Here is a 22,387-nt window from a genome sequence, read left to right as displayed (position 1 = left end):
GTGGATATAATCTGGCAAGCTGTGTGAAATATATTTCAGGCCAGATTTTGACTTGTGAGTCATAAAATGGTGCCCCATTTTATCTGAGCAACAATTATTGTGGATTTATTTCAAGATGAGCTAAGTGGCATATTCATTTATCAATATTGATTGCATCTGGAACATTTAAAAATAAAAAGCCCTTCACCATGGTGAAGGGCTTTTTGCTATCTGGCGTTAGCCGATGGGGTCGCCCCGCTCTGGCTTAGTAGCCCTGCTGGTGCACGTCCATCACGGCGCGGCCGGACGGGTCGGCCATCTCCTTGAACTTGGCATCCCACTCCAGCGCGGTGGGGGTGGAGCAGGCGACCGACTTGCCGTAGGGCACGGTACGGGCGGCAGCTTCCAGCGGGAAGTGCTCGTCGAAGATGGCGCGGTAGAAGTAGGCCTCCTTGGTGAGCGGGGTGTTGATGGGGAAGCGGAAGGCGGCCGCTTCGAACATCTGATCCGTCACTTCCTGCTCCACCATGGCTTTCAGGCTGTCGATCCACGAATAACCTACGCCGTCGGAGAACTGTTCCTTCTGGCGCCATGCCACTTCGTGGGGCAGCAGATCCTCGAACGCTTCGCGCAGGATGTGCTTCTCGATCTTGCCCTTGCCACACATCTTGTCGGCGGGCTGCAGGCGCATCGCCACGTCCATGAACTCCTTGTCGAGGAAGGGCACGCGACCCTCCACACCCCAGGCTGCCATCGACTTGTTGGCGCGCAGGCAGTCATAGAGGTGCAAAGAGGCGAGCTTGCGCACGTTCTCTTCGTGGAACTCGCGGGCGTTGGGCGCCTTGTGGAAGTAGAGGTAGCCACCGAACAGCTCGTCGGAGCCTTCGCCGGAGAGCACCATCTTGATCCCCATCGCCTTGATGTAGCGGGCCATCAGATACATCGGCGTGGAGGCGCGGATGGTGGTGACGTCATAGGTCTCGAGGTGATAGATGACGTCGCGCAGGGCATCCAGACCCTCCTGCACGGTGAAGTGGATCTGGTGGTGGATGGTACCGAGGTGATCAGCTACCTTGCGGGCGGCGGCGAGATCAGGTGAGCCTTCCAGGCCGACAGCGAAGGAGTGCAGTTGCGGCCACCAGGCTTCGCTCTTGCCATCGTCCTCGATGCGGCGCGCCGCATAGAGCTTGGTGATAGCGGAGATGACGGAGGAGTCCAGCCCGCCGGAGAGCAGCACGCCATAGGGCACGTCGCACATCAGCTGGCGCTTGACCGCAGCTTCCAGCGCGGCTTTCAGCTCGGCCTTGTCGCTGACGTTGTGCTCGACCGCGGCGTACTCCATCCAGTCGCGCTTGTACCACTGTTTGAGCTCGCCATCCTTGCTCCACAGGTAGTGTCCCGGTGGGAAGGTTTCGACGCTCTTGCAGACCGGTACCAGCGCCTTCATCTCGGAGGCGACATAGAAGTTGCCGTGCTCATCGCGACCGGTATAGAGGGGAATGATCCCCATGTGGTCGCGACCAATCAGGTAGGCATCCTGTTCGGCGTCATAAAGAATGAAGGCAAAGATGCCGTTGAGATCGTCGAGAAACGCCGGGCCCTTCTCCTTGTAAAGGGCCAGCAGCACTTCACAGTCGGATTTGGTCTGGAACTGGAAGTCGACCTTGAGGCTCTTCTCCAGCTCTTTGTGGTTGTAGATCTCGCCGTTGACCGCCAGCACATGAGTGCGTTCGGGGTTGTAGAGCGGCTGGGCGCCATTGCCCGGGTCGACGATGGCCAGACGCTCGTGCACCAGAATGGCTTTGTCGGAGCTGTAGACGCCGGACCAGTCAGGCCCGCGGTGACGCAGTCGCTTGGACATCTCCAGCGCCGATTTGCGCAGGGCTACTGCATCGGACTTGATATCCAGAATGCCGAAAATTGAACACATTGGCGGTAATCCTCTTGATTTTTATATGAGCCCCCCACGTTTGGGCTCGAAATTCCATTTACATTCCTCGTCAGACACAATGCCTAGCGGAAAAACCTTTTGCAAGCGGGAAAACCGCAGAAAATCATGCCGTAAGCGTCAAGCAGATCAACAGGATAAGGGTTGCTGCAACGGGGCCGGGTGATGTGAACGTCAAGCTGAGGCGGGTTCGAAGATCACATAGACCTTGCGACAGGGGGTAAGGGTCTCCCACTCTCCGACAAAGCCTGCCGGAATCACGAATTGATCGCCGGGTTTGAGGGCCAGCTGGCCGCCCAGATTGTCGTGGATCACCACATCCCCCTCCAGCAGTTGGCAATACTCGTGCTCGGTGTAGTAGATGGCCCAGCGGCCAGGCTCGCAAGCCCAGAAGCCGATGTGAAACTGCTGGCTGGGGTCGGAGTAGTGGTTCCACAGCGTCTGACTCGGATGGCCCGCTTTAATGCGTTCGGGGGCGGGCATCAGTGGGGTGGGGGTCGCATCGTGGCGATCGAGCAAAATCCAGTCGTTGAGGGTCTTCATGGTGCCTCCTTGGCTTCGGCAGATAGGAACGCGGGGCCATCCCGGCCCCGCGTTTGTTCGTTTTATTAAACGAGGTTGTGCATAACTTAAACGATGCGTTCCTGCTTGCCAAGAGCCCTTGCCAAGGGCTGCTGGTCGACGACTCAAAGTGGCTGCAAGCGGCGGATCACATGGCGGGCAAAGCCGCTGCCCGCTTCGTTGTAGACGTTGAACACCGCATCCACCCCCTGCTCCTGCAAGGAGGCGATATCATCCTCGAAGCGGACGATGGCGGCGATCTTGCCGTTGAACCCGTGGCTGCGCAGCTTCTCGATGGCGTAGAGATTACCCGAGTGGTGGGGCATCGCCAGCAGTACCAGATTGACCTGATTGGAGAGCAGCACCTTGTCCCAGAAGTCGGTATCGGTGGCATCCCCCTCGATGACGTTCATCCCCTGGGCACGCAGGGTGGGCAGCTTCTCGCTGTCGTTCTCCACCCCGAGGATGACGTTGCCGTATTTGTTCTCCAGCTCGAAGTATGCCCCCTGACCTATCCGCCCCATGCCTAGGATGATCACCTCGGCATCGCCCAGCTCGATGGGCCTGTCTTCCGGATGGAGGTTGCTCGCTTGCAATCCTCGCAGCCAGTGGCCGATGCGGTGATAAATGCGCTCGCTCTGGGCATTGAGGGGGGCAGAGATCATAAAGCTGGCCGCCAGTGCCAGCGAGACCGCCACCAGCCACTCGTGGGAGAGCCAGCCCGCCTTGGCTGCGATGGCGGCGACGATCAGGCCAAACTCCGAGAAGTTGGTGAGCGCCAGGGTGGAGAGCAGCGCGGTGCGTACTCGCAGGTGTGCGCCGCTGTAGACCAGATAGTAGAGCGCGCTTTTGAGCGGCAGGGCCAGCACCAGCGCCAGCGCCAGCAACATGGTGTCGTGGGTCGGCAGACCGTTGAGGCCGATGGTGAGGAAGAAGCAGATAAGAAACAGGTCTTTGAGGTTGAAGAGCGCCTTGGCCAGCCCAGCTGCGGCAGGATGGGAGGCGAGCAGCATGCCAATGATGAGGGCTCCCAGATCCGGCTTGAGGCCAACCACTTCAAAACCGGCGGCCCCGACCACCAGCGCCAGAAAGACTCCGAACAGCACCTGCAGCTCGCCGTGACCGGCCCGCTCCAAGAGCTTGAACAGCAGCGGGCGTAGCAGCGGCAGCCCCAGCACCCAGAGTGCCCAGATACTGGGCCATTTGCCGCTGGAGAAGGCCAGAAACGCCACTGCGAATACATCCTGCATCACCAGCACACCGATGGCGATGCGGGCGTAGAGGGCGTTCATGTCGCTGCGATCTTCCAGCACCTTGACCGCAAAGACGGTGCTGGAGAAGGAGAGGGCAAAACCCAGCAGCAGCGCCAGCTTCCAGTCCAGCGAGAGGGCAAGTTCAAGCCCCAGTCCCTTGCAGACCAGCAGAACTACGGTAAAGAGCAGAGTGGAGAGCAGCAGGTGCAGGCTGGTAGTGCCCCACACATCGCGCCGCATCAGGGTCTTGATATTGAGCTTGAGACCGATGGTGAACAGCAGCAGGGTGACGCCGAGATCGGCCACCTCGCTCAGGGCGGGGGTATTTTCATATCCCATGCCGTTGAGGATAAAACCGGCGGCCAGAAAGCCGAGCAGGGGGGGCAGGCCAATCAGATTGACTACCATGCCGCAGCCAAAGGCCACGGCGATGAGAATGGGTTCCATAACAGGTCCAGCTGGGGCAGGGGAGACCTGCCCTGTTTAAATCCTTGGGTATCAGACGATATCGATGTCGACCACGGAGTCGAAAATATGGTTCGGCCGAAACGGCATGCGGTCGATATCGGCGACCTTGCTCACCCCGGAGAGCACCAGCACTGTCTCGAGACCGGCCTGAAAGCCCGCCAGAATGTCGGTGCGCAGGTTGTCGCCGATGATGATGGTGTCGTCGGAATGGGCCTCCATCCGGTTGAGCGCCGCACGAATGATCCAGGCGCTGGGCTTGCCGACATAGAACGGCTTCTTGCCGGTCATCCGCTCGATGGGGGCGCACAGGGCGCCGCAGGCCGGGTGCATCATGGGGCCGTGGGTATCGGGGTTGGTGGCGATAAAACGGGCCCCCTGATCGACGAACTTGGCCCCCTGTTGCATCATGGTCCAGTTGTAGTTGCGGGTCTCGCCAACCACCACGAAGTCCGGGTCTATGTCGGTGATGGTGAAACCGGCCTTGTAGAGCTCGTGGGTCAGCGCCCCTTCACCGATCACATAGGCCTTCTTGCCATCCTGACGCTTGAGGAAGTCGGCGGTGCCCATGGCGGAGGTATAGAAGCACTCCTCCGGCACGTCGATCCCGGCGGAGCGGAAGCGGTTTTGCAGATCCTTCTGGGTCTGCGCCGGGTAGTTGGTGAGGAACAAGAGCTTGCTGCCCTGCTCCAGCAGGCGATGGACGAAACGGTCGGCACCGGGGATGAGATCGTTGTTGTGCAGGATGACACCGTCGATATCGCAGATGACGTTCTTCTTCATGAAAACTCCTTGTCAGGGCGCAGGCGAGCCGCCAATCGTTAAGATGTTCAATCATTTATGATTTTTGTGACGCCATTATAAGTCTGTTTGATGACAAGTCTCCCCTGTCTCGCCACTTCGGTGCACAATAAAGCTGCCGTCGGGTCAGTCTGGTGGAGGGGCTGACGCCGGATCACTTTGCTGATGGAGCCGTTGCCATGGACACCCCGATTCCCAAGCCAGTCACACCCGAACACCTCACCGCCGCGCAATTTATCGCCGGACTGCCGAAACTGGAGCTGCACCTGCATATCGAGGGCAGCCTCGAACCCGAGCTGATGTTTGAGCTGGGCCGCCGCAACGGCGTGCTACTGCCCTGGCCCGACGTGGCCAGCGTGCGCGCCGCCTATGACTTTGACTGCCTGCAATCCTTTCTCGACCTCTACTATCGCGGCGCCAGCGTGCTGGTGACCGAGCAGGACTTCTTCGACCTCACCTGGGCCTATCTTGAGCGTTGCGCCGCCGACAAGGTGGTGCATGTGGAGGTCTTCTTTGACCCGCAGACCCATACCGCCCGCGGCGTCCCCTTTGCTACTGTGCTGGGCGGCATCGAGCGGGCGCTGCAGACCGGGGAGAAGGAGTTTGGCATCAGCTGGCGCCTTATCATGAGCTTTTTGCGCCACCTCAGCGAGGAGGAGGCCTTTGCGATGTTGGCAGAGGCTATGCCTTTCCTGTCGCGCATTCACGGCATCGGCCTCGACTCCGGGGAGAGGGGCAATCCGCCCACTAAATTTGCCCGGGTCTTTGCCAAATGCCGCGAGCTGGGGCTGCCGGTGGTGGCCCATGCCGGTGAAGAGGGGCCTGCCGACTACATCTGGCAGGCGATCAACGAGCTGCAGGTATGCCGCATCGATCACGGGGTGCGTTCGGCAGACGATCCCGAGTTGCTGCGCTATCTGGCCGATACTAGGCTGCCACTTACCGTCTGCCCCCTCTCCAACACCCGGCTCAAGGTGTTCGGCAATATGGCCCAGCACAATGTGTTGCGACTGCTGGAGCAGGGGATCTGCGTCACCATCAACTCGGACGATCCCGCCTACTTTGGCGGCTATATGAATGCCAACTTTGCGGCGCTGGCCGATGGCCTTGGCGCGACCATGAGTCAGCTCTGCCGCTTGTCGCTCAATGCCGTTGAGGCGAGCTGGCTCTCTCTGGCCGACAAGGCGCGGCTGACCCGGGAGATCCGCAGTTATGCCGAGACTCACGGGGTGATCCTGCATTGAGTCAGGCGCCAATGAAGTCGAGATGATATGCAGTGGATATAAAGAGAGGCCCGCCATCACTGGCGGGCCTCTCATCTTTCAAAGGCTGGTGTGGTTGCCGGGGAAGGCAGTGTTACGCCACTCGCACCAGAAACTTCTCACCCTGTCCTTCGCGCTTGAAGCGCTCGAGCAGGGTGGGTAGTTCCTCAAAGTCGCCCACCACCAGCGGCGGTAGGGTCAGCTCGCCGCTCACCATCTGCTCCATCATGGCGACACCGGCGGCCACCAGTCGGCTCCACTGTTTGTCCGAGCCAAAGGCGTGCTGGGCGCCCAGCGCAATCTCGTGCAATGAGTGGCAATGGCTAAAGGCGGGCAACGGATTGTGCGGGATGCGCCCGAGCACAGTCACCATGTGACCGTAGTAGCCAAGGGCAGGCAGCAGGCTCTCTGCCTGTTGGCTGGAGACCAGATCGATGATCCCCTCGAACGGCTCGTTGCCGTTGGCAGTCTGCAAGGTGGCCAGCCAGTCGGGATCCCGATAATCGGCTACACCCTGCACACCGATCTGTTTGAGCCAGTGATGGTGGCGTGGGCTGGCGCTGGCAAAGACTCGCGCTCCTTGCTTGAGGGCGAGCTGTACCGCAAAGCGGCCGACGCTGCTGCCGGCACCTGTGATGAGCAGCGCTTCCCCGTGCAGGCGCGGCAGCTTGGCCAGCGCCTGCCACGCGGTGAGGCCGGGACAGGGCAGGGCGGCGGCCGCCTCGTCACTCAGGGCATCGGGCACTGGCAGCAGGGCGCGGGCCGGTACTCTAGTGTGGCGGGCAAAGCTGCCGTGGTGGCGCAGATCGGTGTGGTAGGCGACCCGGGCACCGAGACGCAGATGGCTGACGTTGGTGCCGAGGGCCACAATAGTGCCCATGCCATCGACGCCGGGCACCTGACCATCCTGCCAGTGGGAGTGGCCATATTCGATCAGCTTCCAGTCCACCGGATTGAAGGCGATAACCCGGTTTGCCACCAGTACCTCGTTAGGGGCGAGCGGTGTCAGGGGCAGGTCGACGAGGGTAAGCTGGGTCGGTTCACCGGGGGCATGCCAGCACCAGGCTTGGGTGTGATTCATGATGACTCCTTGTGAAAGCGAGGGGAGATAACAACGAGATCATTGCAACAGCAATATAGAGAAACTGCCACTGCTGCGAATGGGCAACAATACGGCAGGCCCCAACCTGTGGGGCCTGCGTTACATGGCTGGTTGGCCATCGGCAATCAGCGGCTGATGGTTGCGTCCTCGGCCTGATAGACGGGGTAGTCGGTCAGCCCTTTCTCGCCGCCGCCAAACAGGGTGGCCGGATCGTGGGGGGCCAGCGGATAGCCGTGGCGCAGCCGGTTCGGCAGATCCGGGTTGGCGACGAAGGGGCGACCAAAACCAATCATGTCGGCCCAGCCCGCGTCGAGGGCGGCGCGGGCGCGATCACCATCATATTTACCGGCGTAGATCAGGGTGTTGGGGAAGGCATCGCGTAGACCCTGCTTGAAGTTCTCCGGCATCAGGGGGGCATCGTCCCAGTCCGCTTCGGCGATGTGCAGGTAGACCACGTTGAGTTGGCCCAGCAGTCGGGCGGCCGCCAGATAGGTCTCCTGCGGGTTGGCATCGACGGTGCCGTTGAGGGTGGTGAGCGGTGCAAGGCGCACCCCGACCCGGTCAGCGCCGATTTCGCTGCAGACCGCCTCGGTCACCTCTTTGAGGAAGCGCAACCGGTTCTCCAGCGATCCGCCATAACTGTCGGTGCGGGCGTTGGATTCGGAGTCGAGGAACTGGTTGATCAGATAACCGTTGGCTGCGTGCAGCTCGATGCCGTCAAAACCGGCGCTGATGGCGTTGCGGGCCGCCTGACGGAACTGGCCCACCACCGCATCGATATCGGCCTGGGTCATGGCGCGCGGAGTGACGGTCTCGACAAAGCCCGGCGCATCGCTGCCGTTATCGACGAACACCTTGACGCCCACTGCGGGCAGGGCTGAAGCGGAGATGGGCTGGGCGCCGCCGATGTTGTCCGGATGGGTGACTCGGCCCACGTGCCAGAGCTGGGCGAAGATGGTGCCCCCCTTGGCGTGCACGGCATCGGTCACAAGCTTCCAGCCAGCGATCTGCTCGGCGCTGTAGATGCCCGGCGTCCAGGCATAGCCCTTGCCCATGGGGTCGATTTGGGTGCCTTCGCTGATGATCAGGCCCGCCTCGGCGCGCTGGGCGTAGTAGGTGGCCATCATGGCGTTGGCCACATCACCGGGCTGACTGGCACGGGAGCGGGTCATGGGGGGCATGACGATGCGGTTGGCAAGGAGCAGCTGACCCAGTCGCTGCGGGCAAAACAGGTGATCGTGGCTCATCTTGAGTTCCTCATGGTGGAAGTGAGGCCACTTTATGCCGCCATCTTGTTGTGAAAAAGAGGGGTAATTGCACAAGAGAATTGTGCTTGATGCAGCAATCAGCGCAAACCGTTAGGAAAGAGGCGTTTAGGCATAAAAAAGAGGGCCGTCTGGCCCTCTTCTGTATTCTGCTGGTGGCAGGCTCAAGCCGTGGCGGGCATCACTTTCACCCGCTCGATGCGCCGCTCGCTCACCTCAATCACCTCGAAGTTGAGCTGTTGCAGTTGCAACTGCTGGCCCAGGGTGGGCAGAGTGCCGAAGTGGGAGAGCAGCATGCCCGCCAGGGTTACGTATTCATCGCTCTCGCTCACCAGCCCCTCGTGCTCCAGCACCTGCTCCACATGATGGATGTTGGTGCTGCCGTTGATCAGCCACCCTTCGCCATCGCGCACGATATCCGGGGTTTCGTCCTCGTCCGGCAGCTCGCCAACGATGGCCTCCAGCAGATCGTGGGTGGTGACCAGCCCCTGGATCACGCCAAACTCGTCGGAGACCAGAATAAGGCTCCCCTTGGCTTTGCGCAGCTCCGCCAGCAGGCGGATCACGTTGATGGTCTGCGGCACGATAATGGGGTCGTTCTGCTTGGCCAGTTCGCTCAAGGATTGCCCTTCGTTCAAGGCAAACAGCAGATCGCGCGCCTTGACCACTCCGATCACCTCGTCCAGATCCCCGTCACAGATAGGGAACAGGCTGTGGGGCTCGCGCTGCAGCAGGGCGCGGATCTCGTCGCTGGAGTCGTTGATATCGATCCAGGCCATCTCCGAGCGCGGGGTCATGATGGTGCGAATGGAGCGCTCGGCCAGCGACAGCACGCCGGTCACCATGTAGCGTTCCTCCTCGCCAAAGCTCACCGGCGCGGCGGTCGGGGCATCCAGATCGTCATCGGGTCGGTCCTGATACGCCTTGCTTCCCATCAATTTGAAGATGGCGGCAGTGGTGCGCTCGCGCAGGGGCTGTTTGGATTCGTGACGCATGGCGCTGCGCTGGGCAAGCTGGTTGAAAAACTCGATCAGCACCGAGAAGCCGATGGCCGCGTAGAGGTAGCCCTTCGGAATATGGAAGCCGAACCCTTCCGCCACCAGGCTGAAGCCGATCATCAGCAGGAAGCTCAGACAGAGCACCACCACGGTGGGGTGGGCGTTGACGAAGCGGGTCAGCGGCTTGGAGGCGAGCACCATCACCACCATGGCGATGGTCACGGCGGCCATCATGACGCCCAGGTGTTCCACCATGCCGACGGCGGTGATGATGGAGTCGAGCGAGAAGACCGCATCGAGCACCAGAATTTGGGCGATCACCACGCCGAAGCTGGCGTAGGCGCCGACCGGGCCATCATCCTGGGGCTTGGCTTCCAGCCGCTCATGCAGCTCGGAGGTGGCCTTGAACAGCAGGAACAGGCCGCCCCCCATCAGGATCAGGTCCCGACCGGAGAAGGGGTGATCCCACAGGTGCAAAATCGGGGTGGTAAGGGTAACCAGCCATGACATGACGCTCAAGAGCCCAAGTCGCATCAGCAGGGCCAGCGACAGGCCGATAATGCGCGCCTTGTCCCGTTGGGCGGGGGGCAGTTTTTTCACCAGGATGGCGATAAAGACCAGGTTGTCGATCCCCAACACGATTTCCAGAATGATCAGGGTAAACAGACCAATCCAGATGTGGGGATCCAGCAGCAATTCCATTGTATGACCTCAATAAAAACAGACAGAGCAGAGAGTGATCACGGCGCACGATGGCCGCAGTAACAGCAAGGCAAAGGTGTTATTCAGAGGCGCTGATTAAGCAGAAAAAGATAGGCTTTGACAGAGAGAGACGAAGGGCAACTTCGGGGATTGTCCATGATGGGCAATAAAACCTCGGGTGAAAAATGAGCCCTGATGATAACGGCTGGCGCCAATTTGGCAAGCGTAGCGTCAGCGGGGCGTGATGGGGTTGTGATGCGACAGGGGGAGGCGGCGGTGCCGCTCTCCCCCGTGCGGTCGTTACAACCAGCGCTTTTCGCGGGTGAAACAGACCGACAGCCAGGCATCCCCAAGGGTATCGCCAAGGCGAGACCAGAGCTCCTGACGCAAGGCATCCTGACGTTCGACGGGCCACTCCTGACCCGGCGCCACCAGAATGTTCAATTCCAGATCGAAGCGACGACCGCTTTTGGCCAGATGGCTGTAGCACTCGATGCCGTGGCGCTGGCGCAGCGCCTCGATCTCCTGCTCGACTTGCCGTGGCACATCTCCCTTGGGGGCGATCTTCAACACTTCCCGCAGGTTGCGACCGAGCACCTTGATGGGAATGAGGGTGGCGCAGAGGGCCAGCAGCGAGACCAGCACCGGGTCTATGTAGCGGTTGTATTGGCCGTAGCCGATGGCATCGAGGCCGATGGCGACCACAAAGCCAATCAGCAGAGTGGCGCTGAGCAGGGTATCCACCAGCCACTCCTTGGAGTCGACCCGCACCAGCTCGGAGTCAACCTGTTCGGCAACCTGGGCTTCGATACGATAGATGATGGCGCAGAAGAAGGTGGAGACGGCGGCATAGATGAGGGCGTGGCCGAGATCGATCTCCCGTCCGCCATCCAGTAGGGTGGTGATGCCGCTATAGAGGGCGCCGAGACAGAGCAGCAAGATAATAGCGCCATTGATGACGTTGGTGATGGGCTCGAAGTGGGCATAGCCATACTGGAAGCGCGCATCGGAAGGGCGGGTAACGAGATAGGCGGTAACAAGACCGAGGCCCGTCATGCCCATGCTGAACAGGGTGAAGATACCATCGAGCATGATGGCGTTGGAACCGACGAAGAGGCCGTAGCCGATGCCGAAGATGGCAAAGGTGATACAACCGAACAGCGACAGGGTAAGCGCCTGTTTTTCGGTGGTGACCAGCGTACTGATAACATGGCTGTGGTGAGCCATAAAAGTCCTCCTTTCAAATGGTGAATATTGCCAAGCGCAAGCGGTTTTCTAGCTGATATACTGCCCGCTCACATGTGAGCGGACTGGCCTGACTGCCATTGACAGGCGGCTGGCCAGTCGTTGTCGCCGGCGTGCCGGCATCAAGCAAAGGATGGGAACAAGGATTCATGATCCCGAGACTCGATTACCAGGACAGTTTGTCACCCGCAACCCTGCAGTTTCTTGAGTTGCTAGAGCGCAGCGCATTTCGTGGTGATATCGAAAAGTCTTATGCAAGCCGGTTGGCGATGGCGACGGATAACAGCGTCTATCAGGTAGTACCTCAGGCGGTTCTCTATCCGCGCAGTGCGGATGACATAGCAGCAATGCTCAAGCTGGCCGCAGAGCCGGCGTTCGCCTCCTTGAGTTTTTTCCCTCGCGGTGGCGGTACCGGCACCAATGGTCAGTCATTGGGCGGCGGCATTATCGTCGATCTCTCCCGTTATATGAACCAGATCATGGAAATTAATCTGGAGGAGGGGTGGGTGCGTGCCCAGGCCGGGGTGGTGAAAGACCAGCTCAACGCCTATCTCAAGCCCCACGGCTACTTCTTCTCGCCGGATCTTTCCACCTCCAACCGCGCCACCTTAGGGGGCATGATCAACACCGATGCCTCTGGGCAGGGGTCGCTGGTCTACGGCAAAACCTCGGATCACGTGCTTAGCCTCAAAGCGGTGCTGGAGAATGGTGACCTGATGGCCACCGAGCCGCTGACCGGTGAGCGACTGGCCGACAAGCTGGCGCTGGAGAATCGGGAAGGGGAGATCTATCGCACCCTCTATCGCATCGGTAAGGAGCGCCGCGCCGACATCGAGGCGACCTTCCCCAAGCTCAATCGCTTTCTGACCGGCTACGATCTCAAGCACCTCTATCAACCCGATACCGACACGCTGGATGTGAGCCGGGTGCTGTGCGGCTCGGAAGGATCCTTGGGCTTTATCACCGAAGCCAAACTCAATATCACCCCCATCCCGCGCTACCGCACCCTGGTCAACGTCAAGTACGACAGCTTCCCCTCCGCCCTGCGCAATGCCCCCTTTATGGTGCAGGCGCAGGCTCTCTCGGTGGAGACGGTGGACTCCCGGGTGCTCGGGCTGGCCCGCGCCGACATCATCTGGCATTCGGTGAAAGAACTTATTCAGGATGTGCCCGGCAAGGATCTGCAGGGGCTCAACATCGTCGAGTTTGCCGATACCGATGAGGCAGAACACAAGGCCAAGGTGGCGGAGCTCTGCCGCCGTATCGACAATCTGCTCGCCAAGGGGGAGGCGGGGATCATCGGCTATCAGTTGTGTGACCACCTGCCGAGCATCGAGACCATCTACACCATGCGCAAGAAGTCGGTGGGGCTGCTGGGCAACGCCGAAGGACGCAAGAAGCCGGTGGCCTTCACCGAAGATACCGCCGTGCCGCCAGAGTCACTGGCCGATTTCATCATGGAGTTTCGCGCTCTGCTGGATGCCCACGGCCTCGACTACGGCATGTTTGGCCACGTTGATGCCGGTGTGCTGCACGTGCGCCCGGCGCTGGATTTGTGCGATCCCGAGCAGGAGGTGCTGCTGCGCCGCATCTCCGATCAGGTGGTAGCGCTCACTGCCAAATATGGCGGCTTGATGTGGGGGGAGCACGGCAAGGGCTTTCGCTCCGAATACAGCCCCGCCTTCTTTGGCGAGTTGTGGGAAGAGTTGCAGCGCGTCAAGGGGGCGTTCGACCCGGCCAACCGTATCAACCCGGGCAAGATCTGTATCCCCTATGGCAGCGATGCCGAGCTGGTGTCGGTGGATGGGCCCAAGCGCGGCAAGTTTGACCGCCAGATCCCGCTCGCGGTGCGAACCAGCTACACCCGTGCCATGGATTGTAACGGCAACGGTCTCTGCTTCACCTTCGAGACCGACTCCCCCATGTGCCCCTCGGTCAAGATCAGCCGTGATCGTCGCCACTCCCCCAAGGGGCGGGCGGGCCTGATGCGTGAATGGTTGCGTCAGCTGGCAGAGCAGGGCTTCGACCCGTTGGCGGAAGAGGTGGCGCTGCAATCCGGTGGTGTGCGCTTTAAACAGCTGGTGGACAAGGTGCGCAACAGCTGGGCCAAACAGCGCGGCGAGTATGACTTCTCCCACGAGGTGATGGAGGCGATGGCTGGCTGTCTGGCCTGCAAGGCGTGCACCAGCCAGTGCCCGATCAAGGTGGATGTGCCCGATTTTCGCGCCCGCTTTATGCAGCTTTATCATGGCCGCTACCTGCGCGCCCCCAAGGATTACTTCGTCGGCACGGTGGAGAGCTATGCGCCGTTGCTTGCCAAGGCGCCGAAGCTGGTCAACTTTTTCCTCGAAAAAGAGTGGGCCCAGAAGGCGACCGAGAAGAGCATCGGCATGGTGGATGTGCCGCTGCTCTCAGTGCCGACCCTTGCCGAGAGCCTGCACGATAACCGTGCCCGCTATTTTGATCTGCCGGGACTGGAGCGGATGAGCGTCGAGCAGCGCAAGCAGGTGGTGCTCATCGTGCAGGATCCCTTCACCAGTTATTACGACGCCCCCGTGGTGCGCGACCTGGTGAAACTCGCCAGCAAGCTCGGCTTCCAGCCCTACTTGCTGCCCTTTAAACCCAACGGTAAACCCCAGCATATCAAGGGGTTCCTGCGTGCCTTTGCCCGCACTGCAGCCAACAGCGCCCAGTTCCTCAACAAGGTGGCGGCGCTTGGCATTCCCATGGTGGGGGTGGATCCGGCCATGGTGCTTTGCTATCGCGACGAGTATGCCAAGGCGCTGGGGTCGGCTCGCGGCGATTTTCAGGTGTTGTTGCCGCAGGAGTGGCTGCTCTCGCTGCCGGCAGATCAGTTGCCTGCTCGAACCGACAAGACCAAGAGCGAGGAGGGGAGCGAGCCCTGGTATCTCTTTGCCCACTGCACCGAGAAGACCGCCAAGCCCTCCACTCACGGTGACTGGAGCACCCTGTTTGGTCGCTTCGGGGCCAGTTTGCAGCCGGTCTCTGTGGGGTGTTGCGGTATGGCGGGCACCTATGGTCACGATGTCAAACAGGTGGAGAACTCCAAGGGCATTTATGGGTTGAGCTGGGCTGACCCGCTAGCCCGTCTACCCAAAGCGCGCTGTCTGGCGACCGGCTATTCGTGCCGTAGTCAGGTCAAGCGGATGGAGGGGGAAAAGCTCAAACATCCATTGCAAGCCCTGCTGGAGCTGCTCTGATGCTGACGTTTCCCAAGCGGTTTCGGGTGCCGAAGGCCTATCGGCACCCACGTTTCTTGCTGTTACCCGCCACTCCCGCTCAGGCGGTGGTGGAGTTTGTCGCCATGTTGCGCGAGCGCGAGCAGCTCCATCAGCTGTTTCGCCCGAACGATCTCTGGCCCTCGGCCAATTTCAGCCTGAGCCAGCACGAAGGGGATCTGGAGTGGCAGCAGTCGGAGTTTCTGGCCAAGCGCTCGTTCGCCTATGGCCTCTGGAGTCCGGATCGGGAGCCGCAATTTTGGGGTGGGGTTTATCTCTACCCCTCGGTGCTGCCGGAGGTAGCGGTGGAGCTCTTCTTCTGGAAGGTGGCAGAGGCGCCCATCACGGATGAGGAGCTGGAGATTCAGCTGCGCGACTGGCTCGCCAGGGTGTGGCAGTGGCCAGCCCCCCGCTTGCCGGGGCGAGATGTGCCCTGGGCCGAGTGGCCCGGCGTTACCTACCCCTGGTGACATCCCGCTTAAGGGCATGATTGTGTAACACGCAGCGCCGGGTCGGGGCTGCGTTGTTACCACGTCACCCGGTAACCAACAACTCACATAACCGAACCATGTTGCCGGTGGAGGGCGTTTCACCCATATCGGTACGCATTCATCGCTTACATAAGGAGTCTGCTCGCAATGAGTCACGATATTGCGCCCATCTGGCGTAAACCCATGAGTCTGGAGGGGCTCAACGCCACCTCTCGCAACACCCTGATGGCCCATCTCGATATCGTCTACACGGCTTTTGGCACCGATTGGCTTGAAGCGACCATGCCGGTGGATCATCGCACTCACCAGCCCCTGGGCATGCTGCATGGCGGCGCATCCGTGGTGCTGGCGGAAACCTTGGGATCGATTGCCGCCAATATGGCTGTCGGGCCAGATAGCTACTGTGTGGGGCTGGAGGTGAATGCCAACCATCTGCGAGCCAAGCGGGAAGGGGTGGTGACCGGGCGTTGCACGCCGCTCCATCTGGGAGCAACAACCCAGGTGTGGCAGATTGAAATTCGGGACGAACGTGAGCGTTTATTGTGCACCAGCCGACTGACCATGGCGGTGCTCAAACACAAGCGGGGCAAGGACTCCAGCGAGGAGTGATCTGCAATAACGCACTATGAGTGCAAAATAAGCAAGCCATACTCGCCAGATCCCTCTATAATTGCCAACGTCTTGAGAGGCTTATCACATTTTTCAAGACAGCAGAACAAAGTGGCGCTATAATCGCCGCCTTTTTGCTATTCCGCGGTGTTAGCCGCCTGCCTTAATCTGGAAGAATCTATGTCTGATACCGAACAACTGCCCCTTTTTAGTGAGCTTGGACTGGCCGCGCCTGTATTGAAAGCGCTGCAGGACGTGGGCTATGAGCGCCCGTCACCGATCCAGGCCGCAGCAATTCCCCACCTGATGGCGGGACACGATCTGCTGGGGCAGGCGCAAACCGGTACAGGGAAGACCGCTGCTTTTGCCTTGCCTCTGTTGTCTCGTCTGGAAGCTGGTAACCGCAACACCCAGATCCTGGTGCTGGCGCCTACCCGCGAACTGGCGCTGCAGGTGGCTGAAGCCTGCCAACGCTATGCCCACCACATGCCTGATTTCCACGTGCTGCCGATCTACGGTGGTGCCTCCTACGAAACCCAGACCCGCGCCCTGCGTCGTGGTGCCCAGGTTGTCGTCGGTACTCCGGGCCGCGTGATGGATCTGATCCGTCGCAAGAACCTAGATCTCTCCGGCCTGAAAGCTCTGGTGCTGGACGAAGCGGACGAAATGCTGCGTATGGGCTTCATCGACGACGTGGACTGGATCATGGAGCAGTGCCCGAGCTCTCGTCAGGTTGCTCTGTTCTCTGCCACCATGCCGGAGCAGATCCGTCGCGTGGCCCAGAAGCACCTGAAGCAGCCCAAAGAGATCAAGATCGCCTCCAAGACTGCTACCGCTACCACTATTCGCCAGCGTTACTGGCAGGTAACCGGTCTGCACAAGCTGGACGCCATGACCCGTCTGCTGGAAGTGGAATCCTACGAAGCCCTGCTGGTATTCGTACGTACCAAGAACGCTGCCGAAGAGCTGGCTGGCAAGCTGGCCGCCCGTGGCCACGCCTGTGAAGCGCTGCACGGCGACATCCCGCAGAAGCTGCGTGAGCGTACCGTTGACAAACTGCGTCAGGGCCAGCTGGACATCCTGATCGCCACCGACGTAGTTGCCCGTGGTCTGGACGTTGAGCGTATCACCCACGTAGTGAACTACGACATTCCGTACGACACCGAATCCTACGTTCACCGTATCGGCCGTACCGGTCGTGCCGGTCGCAAGGGCGAGGCCATCCTGTTCGTGGCTCCGCGCGAGCGCCGCATGCTGCGCGCCATCGAGCACGCAACCCGTCAGGCCATCGAGCCGATGAAGATGCCGAGCACCGAGGACATCAACCAGCATCGTCTGGCCAAGTTCAAAGAGCGCATCCGCGAAACCATGATGGGCGAAGAGCTCGAGATCTACCACAACCTGGTAAACGAGCTGATCGAAGAAGATTCTGCCGATCCGCTGGAGCTGGCTGCCGCACTGGCCAAGCTGGTACAGGGCGACCAACCGCTGCTGCTGGATGACTCCATCCCGGATCCGCTGTTCAACAACAGCAACGATCGTGGTGGCTTCGAGCGTCGTGACTTCAACGATCGCGGCGGTCGTGACTTCGGTGACCGTGGCGATCGTCCGGCCCGTCGCATGCCGTCCCTGGAGCCGCGTCCGCTGAAAGACAACCCGGACGTGGAGATGGAGCGCTACCGTGTCGACGTGGGTGCCCATCACGGCGTCAAGCCGGGCCAGATCGTGGGCGCCATCGCCAACGAAGCGAACATCGAGAGCCGCTTCATCGGCAACATCGACATCGCTGACGACTTCTCCACCGTTGACCTGCCCAAGGGCATTAGCGCCGATGTGCTGGAAGTGATCAAGAAAGCCCGTGTTTGCCAGCGTCCGCTGCAGATCACTCGCTACACCGAGGTGCCGGCCGGTGGCAACACCAGCAGCCGTCCGCCGCGCGGTGATCGTCCGTTCCGTGGCGACCGTCCTTTCAACAAGGATCGCCGTCCGCAGGGTGACCGTCCGTTCAACAAGGATCGCCGCGAAGGTGGTTTCAACAAAGATCGCAAATTCGGTGGCAAGCGCCGCGAAAGCTGATTGCTGATCCCGTTATGAAGAAGGCCGCTCATTGAGCGGCCTTTTTTTGTGCCAGCCTCTCGCGAGGCGGTAAGGTGCTGGTGCGCCGAGGATAACAGGAAAACTGTGCTCAGAACCTTGTGGTGAGCGCTCAGGCTGCCATAAAGCTGTCATGCCGAGGAGATAGATGACGCCGACGTGGCATGACTCACCATCGCCCTGAGGGGGGGTTGCTGGGTACCCGTCGCAGAGCGTTAGAAAAGGGGGGCATGCCGGCTAATGACACAACGGCGATGAGCAAGCCCATGCCCAACCAGCTGCTCCATGGGAAGTGCCGGGGAGGTGTTGCTCATACAGGGGATGGTCTGGCGAGAGTGCTCACCTGTTTTTGTCGTTGTTGCCGTTGTCGACACCGATGTTTGTGTTTTCCGGAAAGCAAAAAACCGACCCTGAGGTCGGTTTTTTTAATTTGGCGGTGAGGGAGGGATTCGAACCCTCACTTTCGCATGTCAACGCACAAATATAACCTTTACATTCAATGACTTACGCAGAAACTTCCGACCATAAAAACAGTGCAATTGACTCAAGCTATTGCCATGAGTTTTCTATACCATTTATAAAGAGAAACTCTGGAATGTCAAGAACTTGAGCATGCTTTCTGACTATCGAGATCATGTTATGGTTATCTCTGAATGACGAGTCTATTCACGTCATCGCGAAGTCCATAAACGATCCCCAGTCAAGTTATCCGATTGATTTGGTGTAAAGACAGGGCGTGTGTTGGCCACTCAAACAGGGTGTTCAGGAGTGGGTTTTTGAATAACCCACTCCTAACCGAGCACCGAATCCTTTGGGGATCATTAACTAGCGACGTCATTCAGTGCCATGTGATTTACATCAGAACGCCAGCGACGCACCGTCTTCCGGGATATCAACGCGGCTTTCGATACCCTGCTTCTTGACGTAGGTCCGCAATTCTTCACGGGTCAAGGACATGTGATTGACTGCGTCCATGTGCACCGCAACAATTTTTGCATTTTTCGCAGCCTGTGATGCACGCAGCACATCTTCCTCGCCCATGATGATCGCACCTTCGTACCCGATCAATTTTGCTTTCCCGGCATTGAGTACGATGACCTCGGGGTTATATGTCTCAATGGCCTGGTCAACCTCTTTACGCCAGATAGTGTCACCGGCCAAGTAAAGGGTCTTATAACCTTTCGCTTGAAAAACGACGCCCATGGCTTCACCAAGCATTTTTGCGTGAGTGGGATTGGCATACATTTTGTCTGTGCCATGCTGACCACCGGTCTTGGTAATTTTAACTCCGCCAAATTCAGCTTCGTCAGTCAGTACGCGTACGTTCTTGAAACCCTGAGAGCGGATCAGTTGTGCATCAGCCTCATGTTGTGCAAACAGCGGAATGTCTTTTGGCAGTACTTTTTGTGCGGCATCGTCCCAGTGGTCAAGGTGGGTATGAGTAACGATGACCGCATCAACACCGGAAATGACGTCCTCTACCGATCCGGGTAATTCCACCATCGGATTGCGGAGGTTGCTGCGATAGGTACCTTCAAACCCAGGGTAAGTGCCCTTTTTAGCCAGCATCGGATCGATCAGGAAGGTAGTGCCTGCGTAAGTGATTTTCACTGTCGCATTACGAACCAGCTGCATTTCAACTTTATGAGTTGAAGTGGAAGCCTGAGTGTCGCTTTCTCCCGCAAACACCGGGGCGGTGACTGTACCAAAAGCAATGGAGAGTACGAGGGGAAGAGCGTTGAGTTTCATGTGATTGTTCCTATTGACGTTTCGAGGTGGTCATTTTTGCTTAATCTCCACACGTTCAAAAGTGGCCAAAATGACATCTTTCGATATAATTGGGCCATTGGTAATCAAGCGGGGTCTAACCTATGTCCGCCATACGTGTTGCTGTACTCGCCTTCAATGGTGTGAGCTTGTTTCATCTCTCCGTACCAGGACTCGTATTCGGAACCGTTCAAACCGCTCAGCATGAACTGCGATACGAAGTCAGCTACTGTGCTGAGGTACCGGGCATGGTAGAGAGCGATCAGGGGATCGCTATCGCCGTCAAGCACGGGCTTGAGCTCATGGATAAATCCGATGTCATCGTCATTCCTGCCTGGAGTAGTCCCTCGGTTGTGGCATCAACAGCGCTGGTTGAAGCGCTGAAACTCGCCAATGCCCAAGGCAAGCTGATCGTGGGGTTATGCTTGGGCGCGTTTGTGCTCGGCGATGCCGGTTTACTTGATGAGAGAGAGGCGACGACGCATTGGCTCGCACGAGAGACGTTTGCACAACGGTTTCCGAAGGCACGTTTTCGGCCCGAGGTGCTTTACGCCAGTACTGACAACATCATGACCTCCGCAGGAACCCTAGCTGCGATTGACTGTTGCCTTCATTTGGTGATGCAGCGATACGGCGCTGAAACGGCCAATCGCACTGCGAAGCTTCTGGTGACCCCTCCACATCGGCAGGGGGGACAATCACAGTATGTTGAACACTCCGTCCCGCGACTTGCCACTGAGACCCATCTGTCCGATGTGCTGATATGGGCGAGGCAGAATCTGGCCAGTGATCTATCGCTGGATGTTCTGGCTGAAAGGGCAAAGATGAGCCGGCGAACCTTTACTCGCCGGTTTCGCGACGCCACCGGCAGTACGGTCACCCAATGGTTGAATGCTGAACGCGTTGCCAGAGCACAAGCGCTATTGGAAACGACGGATTTACCGATTGAATGCATCGCTGGTGAAGCCGGTTTCGGGACGGCCTTATCGTTAAGGCAACAATTCAGTGCCCAGTTGGGCACGTCACCCTCTGACTATCGACGGATGTTCTTTCGTAAAATGAATCCTGAGGCGGAGACGCAAGATCTGGATCGTGAATCGCCTCGGCTTCTCTAGACACTTTTGAGCCGTTCGAAATATTGCTTTTCACACTCTACTGGCGATAGCCCATTGTTGAAACTGTGCCGACGCTTGGGGTTGTAAAACATTTCAATGTAATCGAACACATCCTGCCGGCTGAAGTTACGTCCAGATAGCTGATTTGGGTAATAACGCCGCATATCGACCTTGAAAGCGACGAAAATAGCGGAAGTGAAGGTTCCCGTTATTGCCCATGGTCGCGCATCGTGCGCCGAATAAAATAAGGGGTTGGCTGGCATAGCCCGTTGTTTCCTTGGCAAAAATGCTCGTCGAATTAGGCGAAGGAAATTAATGCAGAACAGGACCTTAGAAGGATGTTAAATGCTATATCCTCTTAAGGTCCTGTATAACTAACTGTGTATAAAAGTATCGATCCATGTGACTATCATTAATGGGTAATCAGGATCCTCACTCAGTCGATAAAACCGAGAGCACGTAGCTTATCAAGGGCCCGGTCCTGGTCGGCATTGGAGAAATCGGGCTCCTGAGCAATCCGAACCAGGCGGTCAAACACCTCTTTACTCTGAGAATCCAAAACTGCACAGACCGACGCTAATGAGACAGTGTAGCGATCGCTGCAAGCAGATGCCATCGCTTGAGCAAGCAAAGCGCTTGAACGAGTGCCGTTGTGCTTTTCAATACACTTAAAAAGATCGTCAAAAATTTTCATTATTTACTCCGTTTCCCTTCAAGGGAAGATGTGAATAGGCTCCAGACGTAAAAATAGAAACGCCTGTGTGTTTAATTAAAAATTAAAACTTCGTGTGTGGCAGGGTGGCACTTATTCCCTGTTAGCACCTCCTTTAAGCTGGGTTAGCTTTATATTCTTGCGACGCTTCATTTTTCTAAGCTCACTCTCAAAGTCCATTAACTCAATACAAAACAGGGCTGCTATGTGTCTTTTTGAGCAGGCATGCTTCTTTGAGCTCAACGGGAACCGCCGGTTTCCAGGCACTATGTCACGGCAGCAGGCTCGCCGTTCTGTAGGGCTAAGGATAAATATCCTGTCTGAATTCATTTCACCATCCGGCAGTGCTTTCCCTGATGCCCTATCTTTAAATGATTGAGTGGCCATCATTAGTTTTTTATTATATTACTCATCCATAAAACACCCTGCAATCTATTTCAGCAACAGGCTATCAGGCTTATTAAGATGATTCAACAGATAATTGAAGATGAACCTAACAATAATTTTTCTAATATTTTCATATATACCTGCACGCGGTATTAATCTCCGCATTATGGACTACTCTCTTGCCGACTGACGTTGATGTTATTGCAATGAAATAGGTAGGTAGGCTTGAACTAATGGAATAGATGCCGCATGCAATTGCATGCGGCAACGCACGCTGGCTAACCTTTAACTTAAGGTGCTACCGACTATGCTGTGCCTGCATAAAGTCGATTATTGAGCCACCTGCGGCGCTATAACAACACCTCAACGGGTAGGTCCGCAAAATGCATAGG

Annotated in this window: 17 protein-coding genes; 6 read left to right on the top strand and 11 right to left on the bottom strand. The window is 58.3% G+C overall.

Features of this window, described 5'->3' with window-relative positions:
• Positions 1–244: 244 nt before the first annotated feature.
• From asnB to G5179_RS08755, 4 genes are all read right to left on the bottom strand, one after another.
• Entirely contained in the window at positions 245–1,909 is a 1,665-nt protein-coding gene (gene asnB, locus G5179_RS08770; RefSeq protein ID WP_108571266.1) for an asparagine synthase B, read from the bottom strand.
• A 192-nt stretch (positions 1,910–2,101) separates the two neighbouring features.
• Positions 2,102–2,470, bottom strand: coding sequence for a cupin domain-containing protein (locus tag G5179_RS08765; protein ID WP_421258208.1), 369 nt, complete (start codon positions 2,468–2,470; stop codon positions 2,102–2,104).
• Between the two features lie 143 nt (positions 2,471–2,613).
• Complete coding sequence (locus G5179_RS08760; RefSeq protein ID WP_088869592.1) at positions 2,614–4,188, bottom strand: cation:proton antiporter family protein; 1,575 nt, start codon at positions 4,186–4,188, stop codon at positions 2,614–2,616.
• A gap of 51 nt (positions 4,189–4,239) precedes the next feature.
• Positions 4,240–4,989, bottom strand: coding sequence for an HAD-IIA family hydrolase (locus G5179_RS08755; RefSeq protein WP_139405489.1), 750 nt, complete (start codon positions 4,987–4,989; stop codon positions 4,240–4,242).
• A 197-nt stretch (positions 4,990–5,186) separates the two neighbouring features.
• Here G5179_RS08755 and G5179_RS08750 point away from each other — a divergent pair, with 197 nt between their 5' ends.
• Positions 5,187–6,251 (top strand): adenosine deaminase, encoded by a 1,065-nt coding sequence (locus G5179_RS08750; RefSeq protein ID WP_270904583.1) that lies wholly within the window; start codon positions 5,187–5,189, stop codon positions 6,249–6,251.
• A gap of 112 nt (positions 6,252–6,363) precedes the next feature.
• Here the strand turns inward: G5179_RS08750 and G5179_RS08745 are convergent, their stop codons facing one another.
• From G5179_RS08745 to G5179_RS08730, 4 genes are all read right to left on the bottom strand, one after another.
• Complete coding sequence (locus G5179_RS08745) at positions 6,364–7,350, bottom strand: zinc-binding dehydrogenase (RefSeq protein WP_421258207.1); 987 nt, start codon at positions 7,348–7,350, stop codon at positions 6,364–6,366.
• A gap of 146 nt (positions 7,351–7,496) precedes the next feature.
• Positions 7,497–8,618 carry an alkene reductase gene (locus tag G5179_RS08740; protein ID WP_421258206.1) on the bottom strand — a complete coding sequence of 374 codons (1,122 nt, stop codon included), beginning with the start codon at positions 8,616–8,618 and terminating at the stop codon, positions 7,497–7,499.
• Between the two features lie 182 nt (positions 8,619–8,800).
• On the bottom strand, positions 8,801–10,336 hold the full coding sequence (locus tag G5179_RS08735; RefSeq protein ID WP_421258205.1) for a TerC family protein: 1,536 nt from the start codon (positions 10,334–10,336) through the stop codon (positions 8,801–8,803).
• Between the two features lie 300 nt (positions 10,337–10,636).
• On the bottom strand, positions 10,637–11,563 hold the full coding sequence (locus G5179_RS08730; protein WP_005352774.1) for a cation diffusion facilitator family transporter: 927 nt from the start codon (positions 11,561–11,563) through the stop codon (positions 10,637–10,639).
• Between the two features lie 167 nt (positions 11,564–11,730).
• On the opposite strand from G5179_RS08730, the gene G5179_RS08725 reads away from it, so the two are divergent.
• The 4 genes from G5179_RS08725 (at position 11,731) to G5179_RS08710 (ending at position 17,996) form a co-directional block, all read left to right on the top strand.
• On the top strand, positions 11,731–14,802 hold the full coding sequence (locus G5179_RS08725) for an FAD-binding and (Fe-S)-binding domain-containing protein (RefSeq protein ID WP_421258204.1): 3,072 nt from the start codon (positions 11,731–11,733) through the stop codon (positions 14,800–14,802).
• Positions 14,802–15,290: a hypothetical protein gene (locus G5179_RS08720; protein ID WP_216978998.1), complete on the top strand. Its 489-nt coding sequence runs from the start codon at positions 14,802–14,804 to the stop codon at positions 15,288–15,290. Before G5179_RS08725 ends, G5179_RS08720 begins: the two co-directional genes overlap by 1 nt.
• Positions 15,291–15,458: 168 nt before the next feature.
• Positions 15,459–15,920: a hotdog fold thioesterase gene (locus G5179_RS08715; protein ID WP_064336666.1), complete on the top strand. Its 462-nt coding sequence runs from the start codon at positions 15,459–15,461 to the stop codon at positions 15,918–15,920.
• Between the two features lie 180 nt (positions 15,921–16,100).
• On the top strand, positions 16,101–17,996 hold the full coding sequence (locus tag G5179_RS08710; RefSeq protein ID WP_199258754.1) for a DEAD/DEAH box helicase: 1,896 nt from the start codon (positions 16,101–16,103) through the stop codon (positions 17,994–17,996).
• Positions 17,997–18,872: 876 nt separating this feature from the next.
• Here G5179_RS08710 and G5179_RS08705 read toward each other — a convergent pair.
• Positions 18,873–19,763 (bottom strand): MBL fold metallo-hydrolase, encoded by an 891-nt coding sequence (locus tag G5179_RS08705; RefSeq protein ID WP_421258203.1) that lies wholly within the window; start codon positions 19,761–19,763, stop codon positions 18,873–18,875.
• A 122-nt stretch (positions 19,764–19,885) separates the two neighbouring features.
• On the opposite strand from G5179_RS08705, the gene G5179_RS08700 reads away from it, so the two are divergent.
• Positions 19,886–20,896, top strand: coding sequence for a GlxA family transcriptional regulator (locus G5179_RS08700; protein WP_421258202.1), 1,011 nt, complete (start codon positions 19,886–19,888; stop codon positions 20,894–20,896).
• Here the strand turns inward: G5179_RS08700 and G5179_RS08695 are convergent.
• Entirely contained in the window at positions 20,893–21,159 is a 267-nt protein-coding gene (locus tag G5179_RS08695) for an IS3 family transposase (RefSeq protein ID WP_410489138.1), read from the bottom strand. The two genes, G5179_RS08700 and G5179_RS08695, sit on opposite strands and share 4 nt — an antisense overlap.
• A gap of 173 nt (positions 21,160–21,332) precedes the next feature.
• Positions 21,333–21,590 (bottom strand): hypothetical protein, encoded by a 258-nt coding sequence (locus G5179_RS08690; RefSeq protein ID WP_421258201.1) that lies wholly within the window; start codon positions 21,588–21,590, stop codon positions 21,333–21,335.
• Between the last annotated feature and the right edge of the window lie 797 nt (positions 21,591–22,387).

Source organism: Aeromonas sp. 600886 (assembly GCF_049174935.1).
Classification (GTDB): Bacteria; Pseudomonadota; Gammaproteobacteria; order Enterobacterales; family Aeromonadaceae; genus Aeromonas; species Aeromonas veronii_A.
Note: the sequence above shows the minus strand (reverse complement) of the source record. Positions and strands in the feature narration are given on the sequence as shown.